13 protein-coding genes and 1 tRNA gene are annotated in these 16,483 nt (G+C 66.7%); 5 read left to right on the top strand and 9 right to left on the bottom strand.

The features are described from left to right. Nucleotides 1-36: 36 nt before the first annotated feature. Nucleotides 37-1,641 (top strand): FAD-binding protein, encoded by a 1,605-nt coding sequence (locus NFR41_RS07895; RefSeq protein WP_251231407.1) that lies wholly within the window; start codon nt 37-39, stop codon nt 1,639-1,641. A 54-nt stretch (nt 1,642-1,695) separates the two neighbouring features. On the opposite strand, the gene NFR41_RS07890 is transcribed toward NFR41_RS07895, so the two are convergent. Beyond that, nucleotides 1,696-2,133, bottom strand: coding sequence for an RrF2 family transcriptional regulator (locus tag NFR41_RS07890; protein ID WP_251231406.1), 438 nt, complete (start codon nt 2,131-2,133; stop codon nt 1,696-1,698). A gap of 591 nt (nt 2,134-2,724) precedes the next feature. Between NFR41_RS07890 and NFR41_RS07885 the strand changes: the two genes are divergently transcribed. Continuing rightward, a complete protein-coding gene (locus tag NFR41_RS07885) occupies nt 2,725-4,215 on the top strand; it encodes an FAD-dependent oxidoreductase (RefSeq protein ID WP_160212916.1) in 1,491 nt (496 codons plus the stop codon). A 142-nt stretch (nt 4,216-4,357) separates the two neighbouring features. On the opposite strand, the gene NFR41_RS07880 is transcribed toward NFR41_RS07885, so the two are convergent. From NFR41_RS07880 to NFR41_RS07855, 6 genes are all read right to left on the bottom strand, one after another. Then, complete coding sequence (locus NFR41_RS07880) at nt 4,358-5,761, bottom strand: uracil-xanthine permease family protein (RefSeq protein WP_160212917.1); 1,404 nt, start codon at nt 5,759-5,761, stop codon at nt 4,358-4,360. A gap of 184 nt (nt 5,762-5,945) precedes the next feature. Further along, a complete protein-coding gene (locus NFR41_RS07875) occupies nt 5,946-7,919 on the bottom strand; it encodes a YgiQ family radical SAM protein (RefSeq protein WP_251231405.1) in 1,974 nt (657 codons plus the stop codon). 17 nt (nt 7,920-7,936) lie between these two features. Then, a complete protein-coding gene (locus NFR41_RS07870; protein WP_251231404.1) occupies nt 7,937-9,157 on the bottom strand; it encodes a DUF4013 domain-containing protein in 1,221 nt (406 codons plus the stop codon). A 157-nt stretch (nt 9,158-9,314) separates the two neighbouring features. After that, entirely contained in the window at nt 9,315-10,370 is a 1,056-nt protein-coding gene (locus NFR41_RS07865; RefSeq protein ID WP_251231403.1) for a polyprenyl synthetase family protein, read from the bottom strand. 239 nt (nt 10,371-10,609) lie between these two features. Next, nucleotides 10,610-11,092 carry a hypothetical protein gene (locus tag NFR41_RS07860; RefSeq protein WP_160212921.1) on the bottom strand — a complete coding sequence of 161 codons (483 nt, stop codon included), beginning with the start codon at nt 11,090-11,092 and terminating at the stop codon, nt 10,610-10,612. Nucleotides 11,093-11,104: 12 nt separating this feature from the next. Beyond that, the gene (locus NFR41_RS07855) at nt 11,105-12,685 is read right to left on the bottom strand and encodes a molybdopterin-dependent oxidoreductase (RefSeq protein ID WP_251231402.1); all 1,581 of its coding nucleotides are present in this window, start codon (nt 12,683-12,685) and stop codon (nt 11,105-11,107) included. Nucleotides 12,686-13,068: 383 nt separating this feature from the next. Here NFR41_RS07855 and NFR41_RS07850 point away from each other — a divergent pair, with 383 nt between their 5' ends. Continuing rightward, the gene (locus NFR41_RS07850; protein ID WP_251231401.1) at nt 13,069-14,583 is read left to right on the top strand and encodes a helix-turn-helix transcriptional regulator; all 1,515 of its coding nucleotides are present in this window, start codon (nt 13,069-13,071) and stop codon (nt 14,581-14,583) included. A gap of 8 nt (nt 14,584-14,591) precedes the next feature. On the opposite strand, the gene NFR41_RS07845 is transcribed toward NFR41_RS07850, so the two are convergent. Beyond that, nucleotides 14,592-14,676: transfer RNA gene (locus tag NFR41_RS07845), tRNA-Leu, on the bottom strand. Nucleotides 14,677-14,820: 144 nt separating this feature from the next. On the opposite strand from NFR41_RS07845, the gene NFR41_RS07840 reads away from it, so the two are divergent. Continuing rightward, nucleotides 14,821-15,060 carry an antitoxin gene (locus tag NFR41_RS07840; RefSeq protein WP_160212924.1) on the top strand — a complete coding sequence of 80 codons (240 nt, stop codon included), beginning with the start codon at nt 14,821-14,823 and terminating at the stop codon, nt 15,058-15,060. A gap of 10 nt (nt 15,061-15,070) precedes the next feature. Continuing rightward, nucleotides 15,071-15,490 (top strand): type II toxin-antitoxin system tRNA(fMet)-specific endonuclease VapC, encoded by a 420-nt coding sequence (gene vapC, locus NFR41_RS07835; protein ID WP_251231400.1) that lies wholly within the window; start codon nt 15,071-15,073, stop codon nt 15,488-15,490. Here the strand turns inward: vapC and NFR41_RS07830 are convergent. Further along, nucleotides 15,487-16,458 carry a Ppx/GppA phosphatase family protein gene (locus NFR41_RS07830; protein ID WP_251231399.1) on the bottom strand — a complete coding sequence of 324 codons (972 nt, stop codon included), beginning with the start codon at nt 16,456-16,458 and terminating at the stop codon, nt 15,487-15,489. The genes vapC and NFR41_RS07830 overlap by 4 nt on opposite strands. Nucleotides 16,459-16,483 lie beyond the last annotated feature (25 nt).

Raw genomic sequence — 16,483 nt, 5'->3', positions numbered from 1 at the left:
GTACAATAGCGAGACGAACCGTCGATTGGAGGACCCGTGGACCAGCTGAAAACGCCGCACTCCCATCCCGGCTGCATCTTCAGCTCCGTACTGGTAGTGGGCGCCGGGTTGGCTGGCGTCGTTGCCGCGCTTGCCGCGGCCGAAGCGGGCGCCCAGGTTGCCATCGCATGCGCCGGGCGGCTGTTCGGCGGGTCGAGCTTTCGCCCCACCACTTGGGGGCTGGGACTCGTAGCGCCCGACGGGCCCGAGGACGAGGACGACCTGGCGCGCACCATCGTTGACGTGGGCGGCGGTGTGGCCGACGAAGCGCTCGTGCGCTCGTTCGTAGGCGGCATCGCGCCGGCTGTCGCGTGGCTTGAGTCGCGGGGAGTTCGCCTCAAGCGTCCCGACAATCCCGGCGAGCGCGAGTTCATCCCCTGCTTCGACCACAAGCACCGCCGCTGGTACGGCTTGGAGCGGGAACCGGTGGAGGCTGCGCTGGGCAAGCGCGTTGCCGACCTGGGCATAACGGTGCACAGCGGCTGGGAGCTGCTGGACATCCGCCCTTCAGGCGACCAGGCAGCGGGAGTCGGCGGGTTCAGCGCGCTGTTCCTTGATGCGGCAGACGGGGGGCTGCACGCCGTTTCGTGCCGAAGCATCGTGCTGGCCACCGGGGGCTGCGGCGGCCTGTTCGAGCGGCACCTGGGCGCTGCCGAGGACACGGGAGCCGGCCACGCCTGCGCGCTTCGGCTGGGAGCGCGCCTGACGAACATGGAGTTCATGCAGATCATGCCGGGGCTGGTGGGGCGCGGGCAGGGCGCCGTCTTCAACGAGAAGGTGTTTCGCTGGACGCAGCTGCTCGACGAGACAGGCGCCGACGCCGTTGCGCCCCTCGCCAAGGCCCTGGGAGCCACAACCGACGAAGTGATGGGAGCACGGTCGGGGCATGGCCCGTTCACCAGCCGCCTCATCTCTCGGGCTGCCGACATGGCGCTGGACGCCGCCGGGCCCCAGGGGCTTCGCGCCAACGTCCGCCTGCCCGAAGGCACCGCGCTGCCGGAGTTCGCGCGCACCTATTCCCAATGGCTCCGGGAAACACGGGGCATCTTGGCCGACGACGAAATGCGCGTCTCCTTGTTCGCCCACGCCAACAACGGCGGCATCGCCATCGACGAACGCGGCAGCACGGGGGTGGAAGGGCTTTTCGCCTGCGGGGAATGCACCGGGGGCATGCACGGAGCCGACCGGCTCGGCGGCCTGTCGAGTGCGAACTGCCTGGTATTCGGCCTACGAGCGGGAAAGGAAGCCGCAAGGCACGCAGCTAAGAACAGCATGGCAGCCCGGCCGAGCCTCCCGGAAGCCTGGCGGCCGTTGCTCTCCCAAGGCTCCGCCGACAAGGAAGCTGCGCGCATGGCCCTGCAGCACGTTCGCGCCATCATGGAGCGCACCTGCATGATCGACCGCAGCGAGACAGCGCTCGCCGAAGCGCACCGGCAGCTAACAGAGATGAGGGAAGCCGCCGAACGCGCAACGCGGGCGGAAAGCCTGCAGATGGAGAACCTGGCAACCGCGGCGCTTGCCGTAGTGGATGCCGCGCGAGCCAGGACGGAAAGCCTCGGCAGCCACTACCGCACCGACGGAGAAGATGGCGACTCTCGGTAGCCGCCGGTCGGCACGGCACTTGCGGCGAAGCGGCGTCGGAACGCACTAACCCGGCTAGGTAAGCCCCAAAGCCTCGTCGCGCTCGTAGCCGCGAGCGAGATCGGCCAGCGTCACGCCGTCCACGTAGCTCTCGATGGCCTGGTCGAGGCCGGACCAGAAGCCGATTGTCGTGCATACGCCGACGCGCGGGCACTCCCCTTCCCCGCTAAGAGCCGCGCACAGAACGGGCGTGGTCGTTCCCTCCACGGCCCGCAGTACATCCCCCGCCTTCACCATGTCCGCAGGATGCAGCAAACGGTAGCCACCGCCCTTGCCGCGCACGCTCTCTATCAGCCCTTCCTGCAACAGCGGTCGGGCGATCTGCTCAAGATACTTCAGCGAAATGTCCTCGGATTCGGAAACCTCCCGCAGCGACACCTTGCTGCCCGGGCCGGCCTTCGCAATGCGCGTCATCAGCCGCAACGCGTAACGCCCCTTCGTTGAAACGAGCATGGCAAACCTTTCCGAGCCCCGGACGGCGAAGGCGCCCGACCTCCGAGCTGCCCGCCGATAACTGTCAGCGAAATTCTAGCATGATACTAGGTTTTATTGCGAGCCGCGAAACCCGGTTTTCACCCTTCTCTGCACAGGCTCTCCGCAATGTTTCCGCTAACTATCAGCGGTTTTATCAGCAAATCGCGCCAGAGAGAGGCGCGCGGGGAGCACCGGCAGCCCAAAGGACGGACGGCCTTTGACGGCGCGACAACCGAGCGCCCGCGAAGAGCACAAGCGCAGGCGCGCAACTCGACAGCCTGACAGACCCCAGAATCCGCAGCCGCTTCGTCGGCGAGCAGACCGCAGGAGCCGCAGCCGTTTTGCTAGCGAGCAGCCCGTTGCCGGTCGCGATGCGTCTGTGCAGGCACAGGCGACAAATCGCCAACATCCGGGAAACCGGTCGGCCTTGGCGCCCCTCGCAGCGGAAAAATGTCTAGCGAGCGCGCTAGGATGAATCCGTACCTTGATGAGATAGCTCGGAGTTTTATTGCGGAAACGCAAAGACGCAGAGTTTTTGGAACATCCGCAGCAACGTCAGAGGAGGCAACCATGACACCGTCAACTCAGACACCCCGAATCACACGCCGCGGCTTCGTGCTCGGCGCAGCAGGTACCGCGACCCTGGCCGCAGCAAGCCTGTTCGGATGCGCGCCCCGCGAGGCGCCCGACCCGACCGTGGACGAAACCGTAAGCTGCGACGTGCTGGTGATAGGCGGCGGAGCAGCCGGCACTACGGCGGCCGCCGAAGCGGCGCTGGCGGGCGCGAAGACGGTCCTCATCGAGAAGACGCCATGGCTTTCGGGCTCCAGCTCGCTGGCCATCGGCACGCTCTACGGAGCCGGCACCCAGCTGCAGCAAGCAGCGGGCATCGAGGATACGCCGGAGGGGCTGCTTGCCTACTTCATGGAGCGCGGCGGCGACAAGCTGGACCCGGCCATGCAGCAGTTCTGCGCCGAGCACTTCGGCGAGACCATAGACTGGCTCAGCGGAGAGCTGAACGTTCCCTTCAAGGAGAAGATCTCGAAGAAGGGCACCGACACCATAGCCCGCGCCCACAACATCGACGACCGCGACGAGGTGGCCCTGGCAGCCGTGGAGCAGTACGCCAAGGACGCCGGCGTCGACTTCGTCTTCGACACCCAGGCCGTCGAGCTTATCGTGAACGACGAGGGCGAGGTGGAGGGCGTGCTGGCCGTGCAAGGCGCCGACAAGCGCATCCGCTACGATGCGGGCCGCACCATCCTTGCCACCGGCGGCTTCTGCCGAAACGAGGACCTAATCGCCGAGTACTGCCCCGATTACGACGGCGTGTACACCGAGGTGGGCCAGGGCTGCACCGGAGAAGGGCTGGAGATGGGGCTGGACATCGGCGCGGCCTACATCGGCCACGGCGGCACCAACGGCATCCTGGCCTGCCCCGTGGAAGCCGGCCAGAGCAAGCTCATCGACAGCAAGGCCATGTGGGTGGATTCCTCGGGCAACCGCTTCGTGAACGAAGGCGGCCAGACCCACGACATCTACTACACCGTAGCCCATTTCCCCGACCAGAGCTTCTACGCCGTCTACGACCAACCCATGGTGGACACCCTCAGCGACAAGCTGGCAAACGCCTTCCAGCTGGGTCTTGACCAGGGGGTCTTCACCCAGGGAGACACCGTTGCCGAAGCAGCCGAAGCGCTGGGGATCGACGGGGCGGCCCTGCAGGCGCAGCTGGACGCCTACAACGCCATGGCCGCCGCCGGCGAGGACACCCAGTTCGGGAAGAAGGCGGATAACCTGGTAGCCATCGAAACCGGCCCCTTCTACGTGCTGACCATGGGCGTATGCACCCACGGCAGCTTCGGCGGCTACCACGTGAACACCGACTTCCAGGTGCTCGACGAGACGGACACCCCCATCCCCAACCTCTACGCCGCCGGCGAGGTGTGCTGCGGCGAGTTCATCTACGACGACTACCCGGCTGGCGGCTGCGGGCTGAACTACGCCTACACCTCCGGCCGCTACGCCGGCAAGAACGCCGCGGCAGCCGTGCAGGCCTAAGGCGTCGACGGCGCGCTCGCGCAACCGTGCAAAAAGCAGGGCCGGCACCCTTCGGGGGATGCCGGCCCTGCGCTTTTCTTGACGAATACGCTTTCTGTGCGAACGCGCGCAAACGGTCCATTGCGGCCTGCGCTCGGGAGCGCTACTTGATGGGCAGGTTCTCCAGCTCGGCTTCCAGCGGCATGGGGATGTCGTCGGCCTCGGCTGCAGCCGCCAAACCGCCGTCCCAGTAGGGCTCCTTGTTCGGCAGCACAATGTTGAGCAGAATGCCCACGACCGAGCCTACGGCCAAGCCCGACAGCGAGATGACCACGCCGCCCAGCTCGAACACGATGGCACCCGCAGCACTGTAGGCGATGCCCAGGGACAGCACCAGGATGATGGCTGTGACCAGGACGTTGCGGCTGCGGGAGAAGTCCACGTGGTTTTCAACCAGGTTGCGGATGCCCACGCTGGAAATCATGCCGTAGAGCACCAGCGACACACCGCCGATGACGCAGGCGGGCATGCAGGCGATGACCGCCGCGAACTTCGGGCAGAACGAGAACACGATGGCGAAGATGGCCGCCAAGCGGATGACGCGGGGGTCGAACACGCGGGTAAGGGCCAGCACGCCGGTGTTCTCGCCGTAGGTGGTATTGGCCGGCGCGCCGAAGAGCGAGGCGATGATGGTAGCCAAACCGTCGCCCAGAAGCGTGCGGTGCAGGCCCGGCTCGGCGATGTAGTTACGGTTGCAGGTGGAGCTAATAGCCGACATGTCGCCGATGTGCTCGATCATGGTGGCGAAGGCAAGCGGCATGATGGTGATGACGGCGGTAATGGCAAGGCCCGTGTCGAAGCCGGGACCGAACAGCGACAGCGCCGTGTTGTCCCACAGCACTGGCAGCCCGATCCAGGCGGCGTCGGCCACGGGCTGGAAGTCGACCACGCCAGCGCAGGCCGCCACCACATAGGAGCCGATGACGCCCAGCAGGATGGGGATGATGCGAATCATGCCGCGGCCCCAGATGTTGCACACCACGATGATGGCGATGGCCACGATGGCAATGGGCCAGTTCGTAGAGCAGTTCGCAATGGCCGAGCTGGCCAGGATGAGCCCGATGCAGATGACGATGGGCCCGGTGACCACCGGCGGGAAGAAGCGCATGACGCGTTCGGCGCCGAACACCTTGAACAGAAGCGACAGCACCAAATACAGAAGACCGGCAGCCGCCACGCCCAGGCAGGCGTAAGGCAGGAGGTCCGCCTCGCCGTTGGGGGCGATGGCGGCGTAGCCGGCGATGAAGGCGAAGGAAGATCCCAGAAACGCCGGCACCTTGCCCTTCGAAACCAGATGGAACAGCAGCGTTCCCAAACCAGCGAACAGAAGCGTGGCGGAGACCGACAGCCCCGTCAGCGTAGGCACCAGGATAGTTGCCCCGAACATGGCGAACATGTGCTGCAGACCGAAGACGAACATCTTCGGCGCCCCCAGGCTGCGCGCGTCGTAGACTGCGTCGGGCGCGTCGGCGGCTCCCATGGTGGGCGTTGCTTTCGTATCGCTCATAACCCCTCTTCCCTTGTCGGCTCGGCATGCCGCACTGGGCCGTGCCACAGGCCTCAGTGAGGGTTTGCCGGCTTTCGCACGAACCACGAGAGACGGCAAACGGCCCTATTATGCCATGGAAATCGGGGATTGGAGGCTGCGAGGGGAAATCGGCTGCTACAACCTGCCTGCGGCGAGCCGGTCCTTAGCGGATGCCGCCTTTGTGGCCATTGGCTCGAGGCGGCTTCGTGCGCTTCGGCGCCGGCTTGGCAGCCGCGGCCTTCGGATGCGGCGCAGCCTTGGCCGTGCGCCTGCCCTTGCCAGCGGCAGGCCGCCCGCCGGGTGCGTCCTTGTCGCCGGGGCGCTTCGGGCGCACGAGGCACTTCGGGCCGAAGCCGATGAGGTCGGTCCTTCCGGCGCGGCGCAGCGCTTCCTCCACCAGGTCGCGGTTCTTCGGGTCGCGGTACTGGATGAGCGCCCGCTGCAGCGCTTTCTCGAGGCGCGACTTGGCCACGTAGACCGGCTCCATGGTACGCGGGTCAAGCCCGGTAGCGTACATCACCGTGGCCAAGGTGGAGGGCGTGGGGTAGAAGTCCTGCACCTGCTGGGGGTTGAACCCCATGTCGCGGCAGTATTCGGCCAGCTCGACCGCTTCCGCAAGGCCGCTGCCCGGGTGCGACGACATCAGGTAGGGCACCACGTACTGCTCCTTGCCCGCTGCCTCGGTGGCCCGCTGGAACTCGTGCACGAAGCGCTCGTACACCTCGTGGGAGGGCTTGCCCATGACGCGGAGCACCGCATCGGACACATGCTCCGGCGCCACGCGCAGCTGGCCGCTCACGTGGTGCTGTGCCAGCTCGTCCAGAAACTCGCGCCCGTGAGCGCCGTCGGCCATCACGTAGTCGAAGCGGATGCCGCTGCGCACGAACACCTTCCTGACGCCCGGCAGCGCGCGGATGCGGCGGAGCAGCTGCAGGTAGTCTCCATGGTCGGCCACCAAGCGCTTGCAGGGCTTCGGCGCCAGGCAGCGCTTGCCCGGGCATGCCCCGCTCTTCAGCTGCTTGTCGCAGGCAGGAGCGCGGAAATCGGCCGTAGGACCGCCCACGTCGTGGATGTAGCCCTTGAAGCCCGGTTCGGCCGCAAGCTCGCGCGCCTCCTCCACCAGCGACTCGTGGCTGCGCGCCTGCACGATGCGGCCCTGATGAAACGTGAGCGCGCAGAAGGCGCATTCGCCGAAGCAGCCGCGGTTGCTGGTCAGGCTGAACCGCACCTCGGACAGCGCGGGGATGCCGCCGGCCGCATCGTAGTCGGGGTGCCAAGCCCGCGCATAGGGCAGTCGGTAGACCGCATCCAGCTCTTCGACCGAAAGCGGGGCCGACGGCGGGTTCTGCACCACGAACTCGTGCTCGCCGTAAGACTCCACCAGCCTCTTTCCCGTGAACGGATCGGTGTTGGCGTACTGGACGGCGAACGACCTCGCATAGGCTTCGCCGCCTTGGCGCACGGCGTCCCACCCCGGCAGCTCCACCGCGTCGTAGACGTGCTCGAGGGACTTCGTCTTGTACACCGTACCGTCGATGAACGTGATGTCCCGCACGGAAAGCCCCGCATCCAGCGCTTCGGCCACCTCGACGATCTGATGCTCGCCCATCCCGTAGATAAGCAGGTCGGCGGCAGAATCCAGCAGCACTGAACGGCGCATGGAGTTGCACCAGTAGTCGTAGTGGGCAAGCCGCCGCAGGCTCGCCTCGATGCCGCCTAGGATGATGGGGGCATGGCGAAACGCCCGGCGGATGAGGTTGCCGTAGACGACGCAGGCGCGATCGGGCCGCAAGCCCATCTTGCCGCCAGGCGAGTAGGCGTCCGTGCTGCGATGATTCCTCGCCACTGTGTAGTGGTTCACCATGGAGTCCATATTGCCGGCGGACACCAGAAAGCCCAGCCGCGGCTCGCCGAACTCGCAGACGGATTCGGGGTCGGTCCAATCCGGCTGGCAAAGCACGCCCACCTTGAACCCGCGGGCCTCGAGCAGGCGGGAGATAATAGCCATGCCGAAGGACGAGTGGTCCACGTAGGCGTCCCCCACCACGTAGACGAAATCCACCTGATCCCAGCCGCGATCGACCATGTCCTGATGGCAAACGGGCAGGAAGCGGGATCGGTCGCGCGGCTGGGTCATGGCAGGTCTTTCCGAATCTAGGATTGGGGCTTGCCGCCCTCGTCGGTTCCGGCAGCCTCGGGCGCCGGGGCGGCAGGCACCGCGGCAGACGGCGAGGGCTGGGACTCGAGGACGGGGACCTCGGGCGCAGCAGCGCTTGCGGGCTCAACCGAAACCGCGGCGTCGCACGCAGGAGCGGGCTGCGGGCACGATGCAGGCAGCTGAACAACCGGAGCCGCGGGAGGCTGCGGCACGCTTGCGGGAACCGGCTGGAGCGCAGGAGACGGTTGCGGGCAGGGCGCCGGCGCAGGCTGAGGGCAAGGGGCGGGTACCGGCTGCGGCACGGGTGCCGGGTTCGGGGCGGCTGCGGGCCGGGGCGGCACGACGGCCGCTGCGCGAGCCGCCTGCTCCTCGAAGGGCATGGGGTCGTCCTGGCCACGCCACGCCGGAACGTCGAACTGCCGCACCCAGTATCCGCCGGCGCGGATGACCAGCGCGTACATCAGCACGACCAGCACCTCGGCCACGAACGCAACCACCAACACCAGCGGCACGAAGAAGACCAGCACGCCGCCGGCGACGAAGAGGCCCGCCACCCATTCGCCGGACATAAGCCCCGAGAAGCCCGCGACGGGAATCATCAGGCCGACCAGAAGCAGCGCAGCCACCAGAAACAGTGCGACGATGATCGCCACCACCACGGCGGCGCAGGCCAGGTTCATGCCCACCAGCCTGAGCGCGCCGCCGGCGTCGTAGCGGATCATGGAAAAGATACGGCCGAACTGCAGGCCCGGTCCCAAGCGCCCGTAGATGCTCATGCGCATCGACCCTACCAGCCAGAACAGCGACGCGGCAACCGTGGCGACGGCGACCAGCACCACGCTTACCATGCCGCCCATCCCGAACGCGAGCAGGGGCGAGAAGCCGTGCGAACCCCATCCGAACAGCGCCATGCCGCTGGCAGGGATCATCCAGAGCACCTCCACGGCCAGCGGCAAGAGGGAGCAAATGAGACTGAGGACCCAGGCGAAGAGCCCGCGAGAATACAGCTTCCCGTCCTCGTTTCCGAAGATGCGTCCCGGCAACGGGCTGCTCACGCCCCAGGCGACGTCGCGAGCCCACCCGAGCAGGTACCCGAACAGCACGATCTGCCCGAACACGGGGATGAAGCTGACCAGCGCAAGCAGGCAGAGCCTGCCCATCCAGCCAGGGGACGAGGTTACGTCGCGCCATGCGCTCTTGAAGTATCCGACTGCCATAGGTCTCTCCCTTGAACCAGCCCGGACGCCGCATCATGCCGCCAGCGACGACTCTGCGAGACGTCCGCGCTCGCCTACGTATCCAACCCTCATTCTAGGGGCGCAGTGCGGCGCGGGTCGAGTCTGGCGCCAAATCGTCACAGCGGATTAAGCGCCCTTAAGAAAGACGCTCCACGAACCAGTCGGCCATGGACAGCAGCACCTCGCGGGAGTCGGACGGGGCGATGCCCTCGGAAAGCACCGCCTTGGCCTGCTCAGTCAAGTCCTGGGCGTAGGCGCGGGCGTGCTCGATGCTGCCGGCCTTCTCCAACAAGCCCACGGCCTCGGCTAGCACCCGAGGGTCGCGCTCCTTGCCGGACAGGATGGCGATCAGGCGCTCGCGGTCGGCAGGCTCGGCGTTCTGCAGGGCATGGACCACCACCAGCGTTCGCTTGCCCTCGGTGATGTCGCTGCGGAAGTCCTTCTTCGTGGACTCCTCGGTGCCGATGAGGTTCAGCAGGTCGTCCTGGATCTGGAAGGCCAGACCGCACTTCATGCCGAAGCTGCGCAGCGCCTCCACCTCGGAAGGGGTGCCCCCGCCTATGATGGCCCCCACGGCCAGCGGCACGGCGCCGGAGTAGAACGCCGTCTTGTGCATGGCCATGACCAGGTAGTCCTCGGGGGTGATGTCGAAACGCTCGTCGCGGGCCCAACCCAAGTCCATGGCCTGGCCCTCGATGGTGCGCCGCGTCATGTTGATGAGCTCGGATATGACCCGAACCTTGGTTGCATCGTCAAGCAGCGGGTCGTCCACCACCGACCCGTTCACCGTGGACAGGGCCAGATCCCCTGCGTTGATGGCCAGCCCCACGCCCTCGGTCAGGTGCATGCAGGGCATGCCGCGGCGAAGCTCGCCCTCATCGGCGATGTCGTCGTGGATGAGCGCCGCCGTATGGAAGTGCTCGATGGCGGCAGCGGCGCTGGTGGCCTTCTGCATGTCGCCGCCCACCGCGCGGCAGGCCTCGAAGCAGATGAGGGGGCGATGGCGCTTGCCAGCGTTCTCGCTGTAGGCGCGCAGCGGGTCGTACAGGTAGCGGTCCATGTCCGGATGCGACCCGGTGGGAATGAACGAGTTGATGATGCCGCCCATGAGCGGGGCGTAGGCGTCGAGCCTCCCCTCGAAGGTGGCGGGAGGGGTGGGCAGCTGGGCAACAAGATCGTTGATGGTTTCCATGGGCCTTCTTCTTCGGCAGCGAAACAGCAGTGCACAAGCCCGCCTATCCTACCACATGCGCCGCCCCCAGGCGCCCCGCGCCCGCGATGGGCGCAAGTTTCGCGCGGATTCCTTAAGCGGGCGTCGCAACCGGCCGCGAAAGCGCGCGGCGGGCAGGCCGGCTCGTCCGCAAGCGAAAAAGCGGGCGGCGACCGCACGGCCCATCGGCCGCAGGTCGCCGCCCGCCGACGTCTCTGGCGCTAGAGCTGGCCGAGCAGGCTCGCCAGCGACACGCCGTCCACGCGGGCGTTCATCACCGCAGCGCCCCCGGGAACGTTGCTGGCGCAGGCGCAGCCCATGATCTGGGACTGGTCGCCCTCGCCGCCGGGCTGCACGGATACGACGCTTCCGTCATGGCTTACCGTGTAGGAGCCGTCGGCCGTGGCCACCACCGCCGCCTGGGCCATGGACTGGCACAGCGCCGCCGAGGCCTTCATGAACACCCCGGATATGGAAGCCGTGGGCGTCAGGCAGTCCTGGGTGCAGGCGAACTCGCCCGCCACCGCGGTCTTCTGCACGCAACCCGCGCCGGCCCGATGCCCGGACGCCTCCACGTGGGTCCAGGTGGCGTTCGCATCGTCGGGGGTCACCGCCGCAGTCGGAGTCGCCGCCAAGGCCACCCCCGGCACCACCAGGGCTGCCACCGCCGTGGCCCCCGCGATCTTCGTCATCGTATGCTTCATGGTCTCCCCTCCCTATTTCACGTTGAAGAACAGCTGGGACGGATCGGTGCTCACGGACCCGTCGGCCGCCACGCCGCGCACCTGGATCAGGTAGCTGCCGGGCTTCTCGGGCGTGAACGAGAACTTCCAGTCGACCCAGCGCATGACGTCGGTCTCGCCCAGGTCGTAGGTGGTCCAGGTGGCGCCCTTGTCCATGGAGATCTCCACCGCGGTCATGGGCACGTCGTAGGCGTCGGCGAAGCCCTCAAGCTCGATGGGCTGGCCCGCCGGGAAAATGGTTCCCTGGGCCGTGTAGAAGATGGCAGTGTTGGGCTTGTTGAACATCTCGCCGGTCTTGGGGTTCGTAAAGCCCTGGAACAGGCGCGCCTCAGTGGCGTCGTTGGTGAAGTTCAGGTTCACGACGCGCTTGGTGTAGTGGCAGCCGCCCAGAGGCGGGATCCACAGCTGCACCGGGAAGCCCTGCAGCATACCCAGCGGCTCGCCGTTAATCTCGGTCACCAGCAGGATGTCGTCCAAGTACTCGTTGACCGTGGACAAGGGCACCGGGTACACGTCCCAGCCGTCGTCGGCCACGGAGTGCAGCGTGTTGGCCGTATCCTTCACGCCGGCGCGCTCCATGATGACCGACAGCGGGATGCCCTTCACGTTCACGTTGGCCACGTAGGCTCCTCCCGGAGGATTGGTCTGGCAGTCCATCTTCAGCACCTTCTCGACCATCTGGTCCTCGAAGTCGGTCAGCTTGAAGGTGAAGGGGTTCTCCACTTCGCCGCCCACAGCGATCTCCCAGCTGTCGTAGGCTGCCTGGGAAGTGTCGTTATCGGGGGTCACGCCCTGGTGGTTGGCGTTCTCCCAGTAGTAGAACACCTGGTCGGTTGGGGTGATGCTGTCCTGCGTGAAGCTGAAGTCGCCGGTCACGTTGGGAACCGGGGTGATGCCCATGTAGGCGTTGTTGTACTTCGCCAGGTCCCACAGCAGATACTCGCCGGTCTGGGGCGAGATGTAGTGGCACGAGTCGCAGTTGCCGCCCTTCTCGGCGAACTCGGCGCTGTTCATATGGATGGCGTGCATGGAGTCCTGCATGAACAGGGCCTTGGAGTGGCACATGTAGCAGAACTTCGTGGTTGCCTCCACGTCGTAGGGGTTCCACAGCTTCGGATGGGGCATGGGCAGCAGTTGGTTGGTGTCCAGCAGGCTGTCATGGCAGCTGCTCCCCAAACAGCCGCGGTTCTCGCCGTCCAGGATGGCCGTGTTCCACATATAGGGGTCGGCCGGGATCAGCTGTACGTCGGCGCCGTTGGCGGCCTTGGTGACCTTCGGCGCGTACAGCTCGGCGGCAGCTGCAGCCTTCTCGTCCTGCGGCAGCATCTTCAGCTTGTCGGCCTCGGCCGTGGCCGCCTGCTGCTGGGCGGCGTCGTCCTTCAGGTCGGCCTCGGCCCCCTGCTTGGCCGCCGCATCGTCGGCCGGCTGCTGCGCTGCGGGCTTGTCGGCCGGCTGAGTGCTGCCCGACGACGGCGTCGAGCAGGCCGCCATGCCCGCCGCCAGCGCGCCGGTGAGGCACAGCACGGCGGCTACGGTTGCAAGTCGCTTTTTCATAGACCGCTCCCCTTCCTTGTAGTACCCTTGTCTCATCCCCTTTGGAAAAGACCTTGGAAGCGCAGCCTACGGGCTTTCGCGCGCTACGTCATCCGCAGAAAGTCATGAAAGGTATCGTTTTGGCAACATAGAATAAAGTGAGGGATTGACCTGGTATTTCATTGTTTACCTTTGGGAAATCATTAGAAACTGTTGATACCGGTCGGACCGAGGGCACGGGAAAGGGAGACGCCTTGGTGACAAGACTCGACAGATCGTCGGCGCCGCGGACGCAGGATGGGCAAGGGCGAAAAGCCGCTGCGGGGGCGCCGGATGCGGGCGGGCGCAGGACTGGCTCGATTGCGAAACGGCTGCACATCCCCACCGCCAAGGCCGCAGGCGCCATGCTCCGCGGCTGTTCCGCGCCCCTGGTGCTGGGATTCGCCCTCTGCCAGACATGGAACATCCTCTGCATAGCGCTGCCCGACCCCATCACCTACGCCGAGCCCTTCCACGACCTGCGCTGGGTGTCGCTTACCGTCTGTGTCGGCCTGCTGGCGCTGTCGGCCATCTGGTCGCGAAAGGCCCAGGCGCTCCTGCAGCGCAAGCGGGCGCTGGTCGCCCTGGGGGCGCTGGCCAGCCTCGGCAGCTTCCTGGGACCGGCCAGCGCCCTGCAGCCCGACCTGGCCTTCCCCCTCATCTACATAGCCGCCGTGGCCGTGGGCGTCGGGTTCGCCTGGCTGTTCCTTGCCTGGTACAACGTGTTCTGCCTGCGCCACGATCTCATGGGGCTGGCGCTCAGCGTGGCAGTCACCGCCGTGCTGGCCTACGGGCTTGCCAACGTGCTGACCACCGACCTTGTGAACACCTGGGTCTCTGCCGCGATCGGCTCGGCGCTGCCCCTGGCGTCCATGGGGCTGCTGATCGCTGGGACCGCCGGCCTCGCGCAGCTGCATCCGCACGGCGGCACGGACGACCGAAACCGCGCGGGCGGGGCCGATGCGGAAGAGAAAAGCCGCGTGGCTTCGGACGGGCAGCAAGACGTCAAACGGCAGCCGCTGTCGCTTGGCGCCCTGCTGCCCAGCACCACGCTGCAGCGGCTTTCGCAACGAAACCGCTCCATCCTGCTGCGCTTCTGCCTGTGCCTGCTCATCGCCATCACCGCCGTGGAGGCCGTGCGCAACCTGCTGCTCTCGGGCACCGCGCTCACGTTCTACGCAGGCGCCGCGAACCTGCTGGGCCTGGGGCTCAAACTGGCAAGCACTGCCTGGTTGCTCTACCTGTTCGAGACCTACGACGTGCGCGGCGTGTCAGCGGTATACCGCGTGGCGTTTCTCATGATGCTGGGAGTGGTGCTGTGCATCCCCAGCCTGCTGGCGGGAAACTGGCTTGCCCACACGCTGCTCGATTTGGCGTCGTACTTCTTCCAGGTGACCATGCTGGTGGTGGCCTACCAGATCTGCGTGGGCTTCAGGGTCAACCCGGTGATGGTGTTCAGCCTGTTCCGCGCGGTGTGGGCCTTGGCCGCCCTGGCCGGCATAGGGCTTGGCCACGCCATCGCCAGCGCGCACACGCCCCTGGGCATCCAGGCGCTCACCGTAGGGATGGGGCTTGCCGTGGCGTTCGCCTTCACCTTCGCCTTCACCGACCGCGATTGCGTCAAGGTGCTGGCCGCCATGCCGAAGCGGCCCGCCGCGTCGCCCTTCCGAGACAAGATGCGCCAGGTGGCAAGCCGCTTCGCCTTGTCGGAGCGCGAGCTTGAGGTAATGACGCTGGTGGCGAAGGGCCGCTCGGCCGCCCGCATAGCCGACGACCTGTCCGTATCCCCCGCCACCGTGAACTCCCACGTGTCGCACATCTACCGCAAGCTGGGGGTGCATTCGCGCCAACAGCTGCTCGACTTGGTGGAGCGGGGATAGGGGCAAGCTGGTAGGGGCGGTGGGGTTCGAACCCACATACCTTGCGGCGGCGGATTTTAAGTCCGCTGCGTCTGCCAATTCCGCCACGCCCCCCTACCGCGCCCACCATGATAGCGCATAGCCCGCATGCGGCGGGCGATGGCTTAGGCGCTGCTCGGAAAACGCATCGCGGCGTTGCGAACCCTTTTCGTAACGTATATACTTGCTCCATATACTTGTTTCGGAAAGGATGCCTTCATGCCGCAGCTTTCCCTTTACATGAACGATGCCGTCATGGACTCGCTGCGCCGATGCGCCGCTGCCGAGGGGGTCTCGCTTTCCAGCTACGCCGCCAGCGTAATCCGGCGCGCCACGGACGGCTCGAGCTGGCCTGCCGGCTACTGGGAAAGCGTCTACGGCTGCCTGCCCGACGGCTTCTCCGTGGACGATTCCGACCTCGACCCCTCGCTCGACGATTCGTGCGATTGGTTCGAATAGGAGGGGCTTCGTGTACATTCTCGATACCTGCATCTGCATCGACCTCATGCGGGGAAAGCTTCCGGGCACCCTCAAAGTGATGGAGTCGTGCAACCCCAAGCAGTTCGCAATCCCCGCTGTGGCCGTCGCGGAGCTGGAGTTCGGAATCCAGAAGAGCGCCCGGCCGCAGGAGACCCGTCGCGCAACGGAGCGCTTCCTCGCCCCGTTCGCCATAGCCCCCTTCGACGAGCGCTGCGCGCGAGCCTACGGAGCCATCCGCAACCAGCTGCGCCTCGACGGCACTCCCATCGGGCCGAACGATATGATGATCGCCGCTACAGCCCTAGCCCTGCAGGCTACGCTGGTGACAAGAAACGTCCGCGAGTTCAAGCGCGTGAAGGGGCTTGCAATCGAGGACTGGGAGGAAGTCGATTTCCGCAGCCGCCGCTAGTCGCAGCCGCCGCTCGGAAAGCCCGCCGCGGCGTTTAAGATGATGCCTTCCAGGATGTCGGACTCGCTGACGGTGAAGCTGTCGGCCCCAGCGGCCTCCAGCACCTCTTGCAGAATGACCATGCCGGCTACGATCACCGGCGCGCGGCCCGGGTCGAGGCCTACGATGGTGCGGCGCGCATCCAGTGGCACCGAGGCGAAACGCCGGTACACCTCGTCCAGCTGGCTGCGCGTCACCTGCGACTTGTGCACGCGCGCCGAGTCGTACACCTCCATGGCGTCGCGCACCGACACCACCGTGGTGGCCGTGCCCGCCACCGCCACCAAGCGCGCGCCGCCCAAGCCCGCATCGCGCAGCTTCTGGAAGTAAGGGGCAAACTGCCCGTAGGTCCACTGTCGGGCTGCCGCCAGCTCGTCGGGTGCGGGCGGGTCGGCGTGCAGGAAGCGCTCGGTCACGCGACGGCACCCTATGTCGAAGGAACGGGCCAGCTGCGGGTCGGCGCCGGCGATGCCGCCCACCACCTCGGTGGAGCCGCCGCCGATGTCGACCACCACCACCGGCTCTCCCGCAAACGCACTGCCGGCCCCCAGAAACGACAGCGCCGCCTCGCGCTGCCCGGGGATGACGGCCAGCGTCACGCCCAGACCGGCCAGCATGGCGCGGAACTCGTCGGCGTTCTCAGCATCGCGGGCCGCCGACGTTGCCACGGCAGTCAGCTTCGCAGGAACGCCAGTCTCAGCCTGCAGCGCCGCGAGCGTCTCCATGTAGGAGGCCACCGTTGCGCGCACCCGCCCCATAGCCTCTTCGCTCAAGCGACCCGTTGCGTCCACGCCCTGACCCAGGTTCGTGATGGCGTAGCGCTTCGCAAGGACGCTCACTTCGCCGGCCGCGCCCACGTCCGCGACCAGCAACCGGCAGGTCACCGTACCGATGTCCAGCGCCGCGTACCTTCCAGCGATGTATCCCACGAGAGTTCCTTCCTGATCGAAACCG

Source organism: Adlercreutzia aquisgranensis, assembly GCF_943193145.1.
Lineage (GTDB): Bacteria > Actinomycetota > Coriobacteriia > Coriobacteriales > Eggerthellaceae > Xiamenia > Xiamenia aquisgranensis.
Note: the sequence above shows the minus strand (reverse complement) of the source record. Positions and strands in the feature narration are given on the sequence as shown.

Excerpts from the sequence above, each read along its gene's own strand:
- NFR41_RS07855 (WP_251231402.1), bottom strand. The coding sequence starts at position 12,685 with ATGAAAAAGCGACTTGCAACCGTAGCCGCCGTGCTGTGCCTCACCGGC.
- NFR41_RS07890 (WP_251231406.1), bottom strand. The coding sequence starts at position 2,133 with ATGCTCGTTTCAACGAAGGGGCGTTACGCGTTGCGGCTGATGACGCGC.
- NFR41_RS07880 (WP_160212917.1), bottom strand. The coding sequence starts at position 5,761 with ATGAGCGATACGAAAGCAACGCCCACCATGGGAGCCGCCGACGCGCCC.
- NFR41_RS07860 (WP_160212921.1), bottom strand. The coding sequence starts at position 11,092 with ATGAAGCATACGATGACGAAGATCGCGGGGGCCACGGCGGTGGCAGCC.
- NFR41_RS07875 (WP_251231405.1), bottom strand. The coding sequence starts at position 7,919 with ATGACCCAGCCGCGCGACCGATCCCGCTTCCTGCCCGTTTGCCATCAG.
- NFR41_RS07865 (WP_251231403.1), bottom strand. The coding sequence starts at position 10,370 with ATGGAAACCATCAACGATCTTGTTGCCCAGCTGCCCACCCCTCCCGCC.
- NFR41_RS07840 (WP_160212924.1), top strand. The coding sequence starts at position 14,821 with ATGCCGCAGCTTTCCCTTTACATGAACGATGCCGTCATGGACTCGCTG.
- NFR41_RS07850 (WP_251231401.1), top strand. The coding sequence starts at position 13,069 with ATGCTCCGCGGCTGTTCCGCGCCCCTGGTGCTGGGATTCGCCCTCTGC.
- NFR41_RS07885 (WP_160212916.1), top strand. The coding sequence starts at position 2,725 with ATGACACCGTCAACTCAGACACCCCGAATCACACGCCGCGGCTTCGTG.
- NFR41_RS07870 (WP_251231404.1), bottom strand. The coding sequence starts at position 9,157 with ATGGCAGTCGGATACTTCAAGAGCGCATGGCGCGACGTAACCTCGTCC.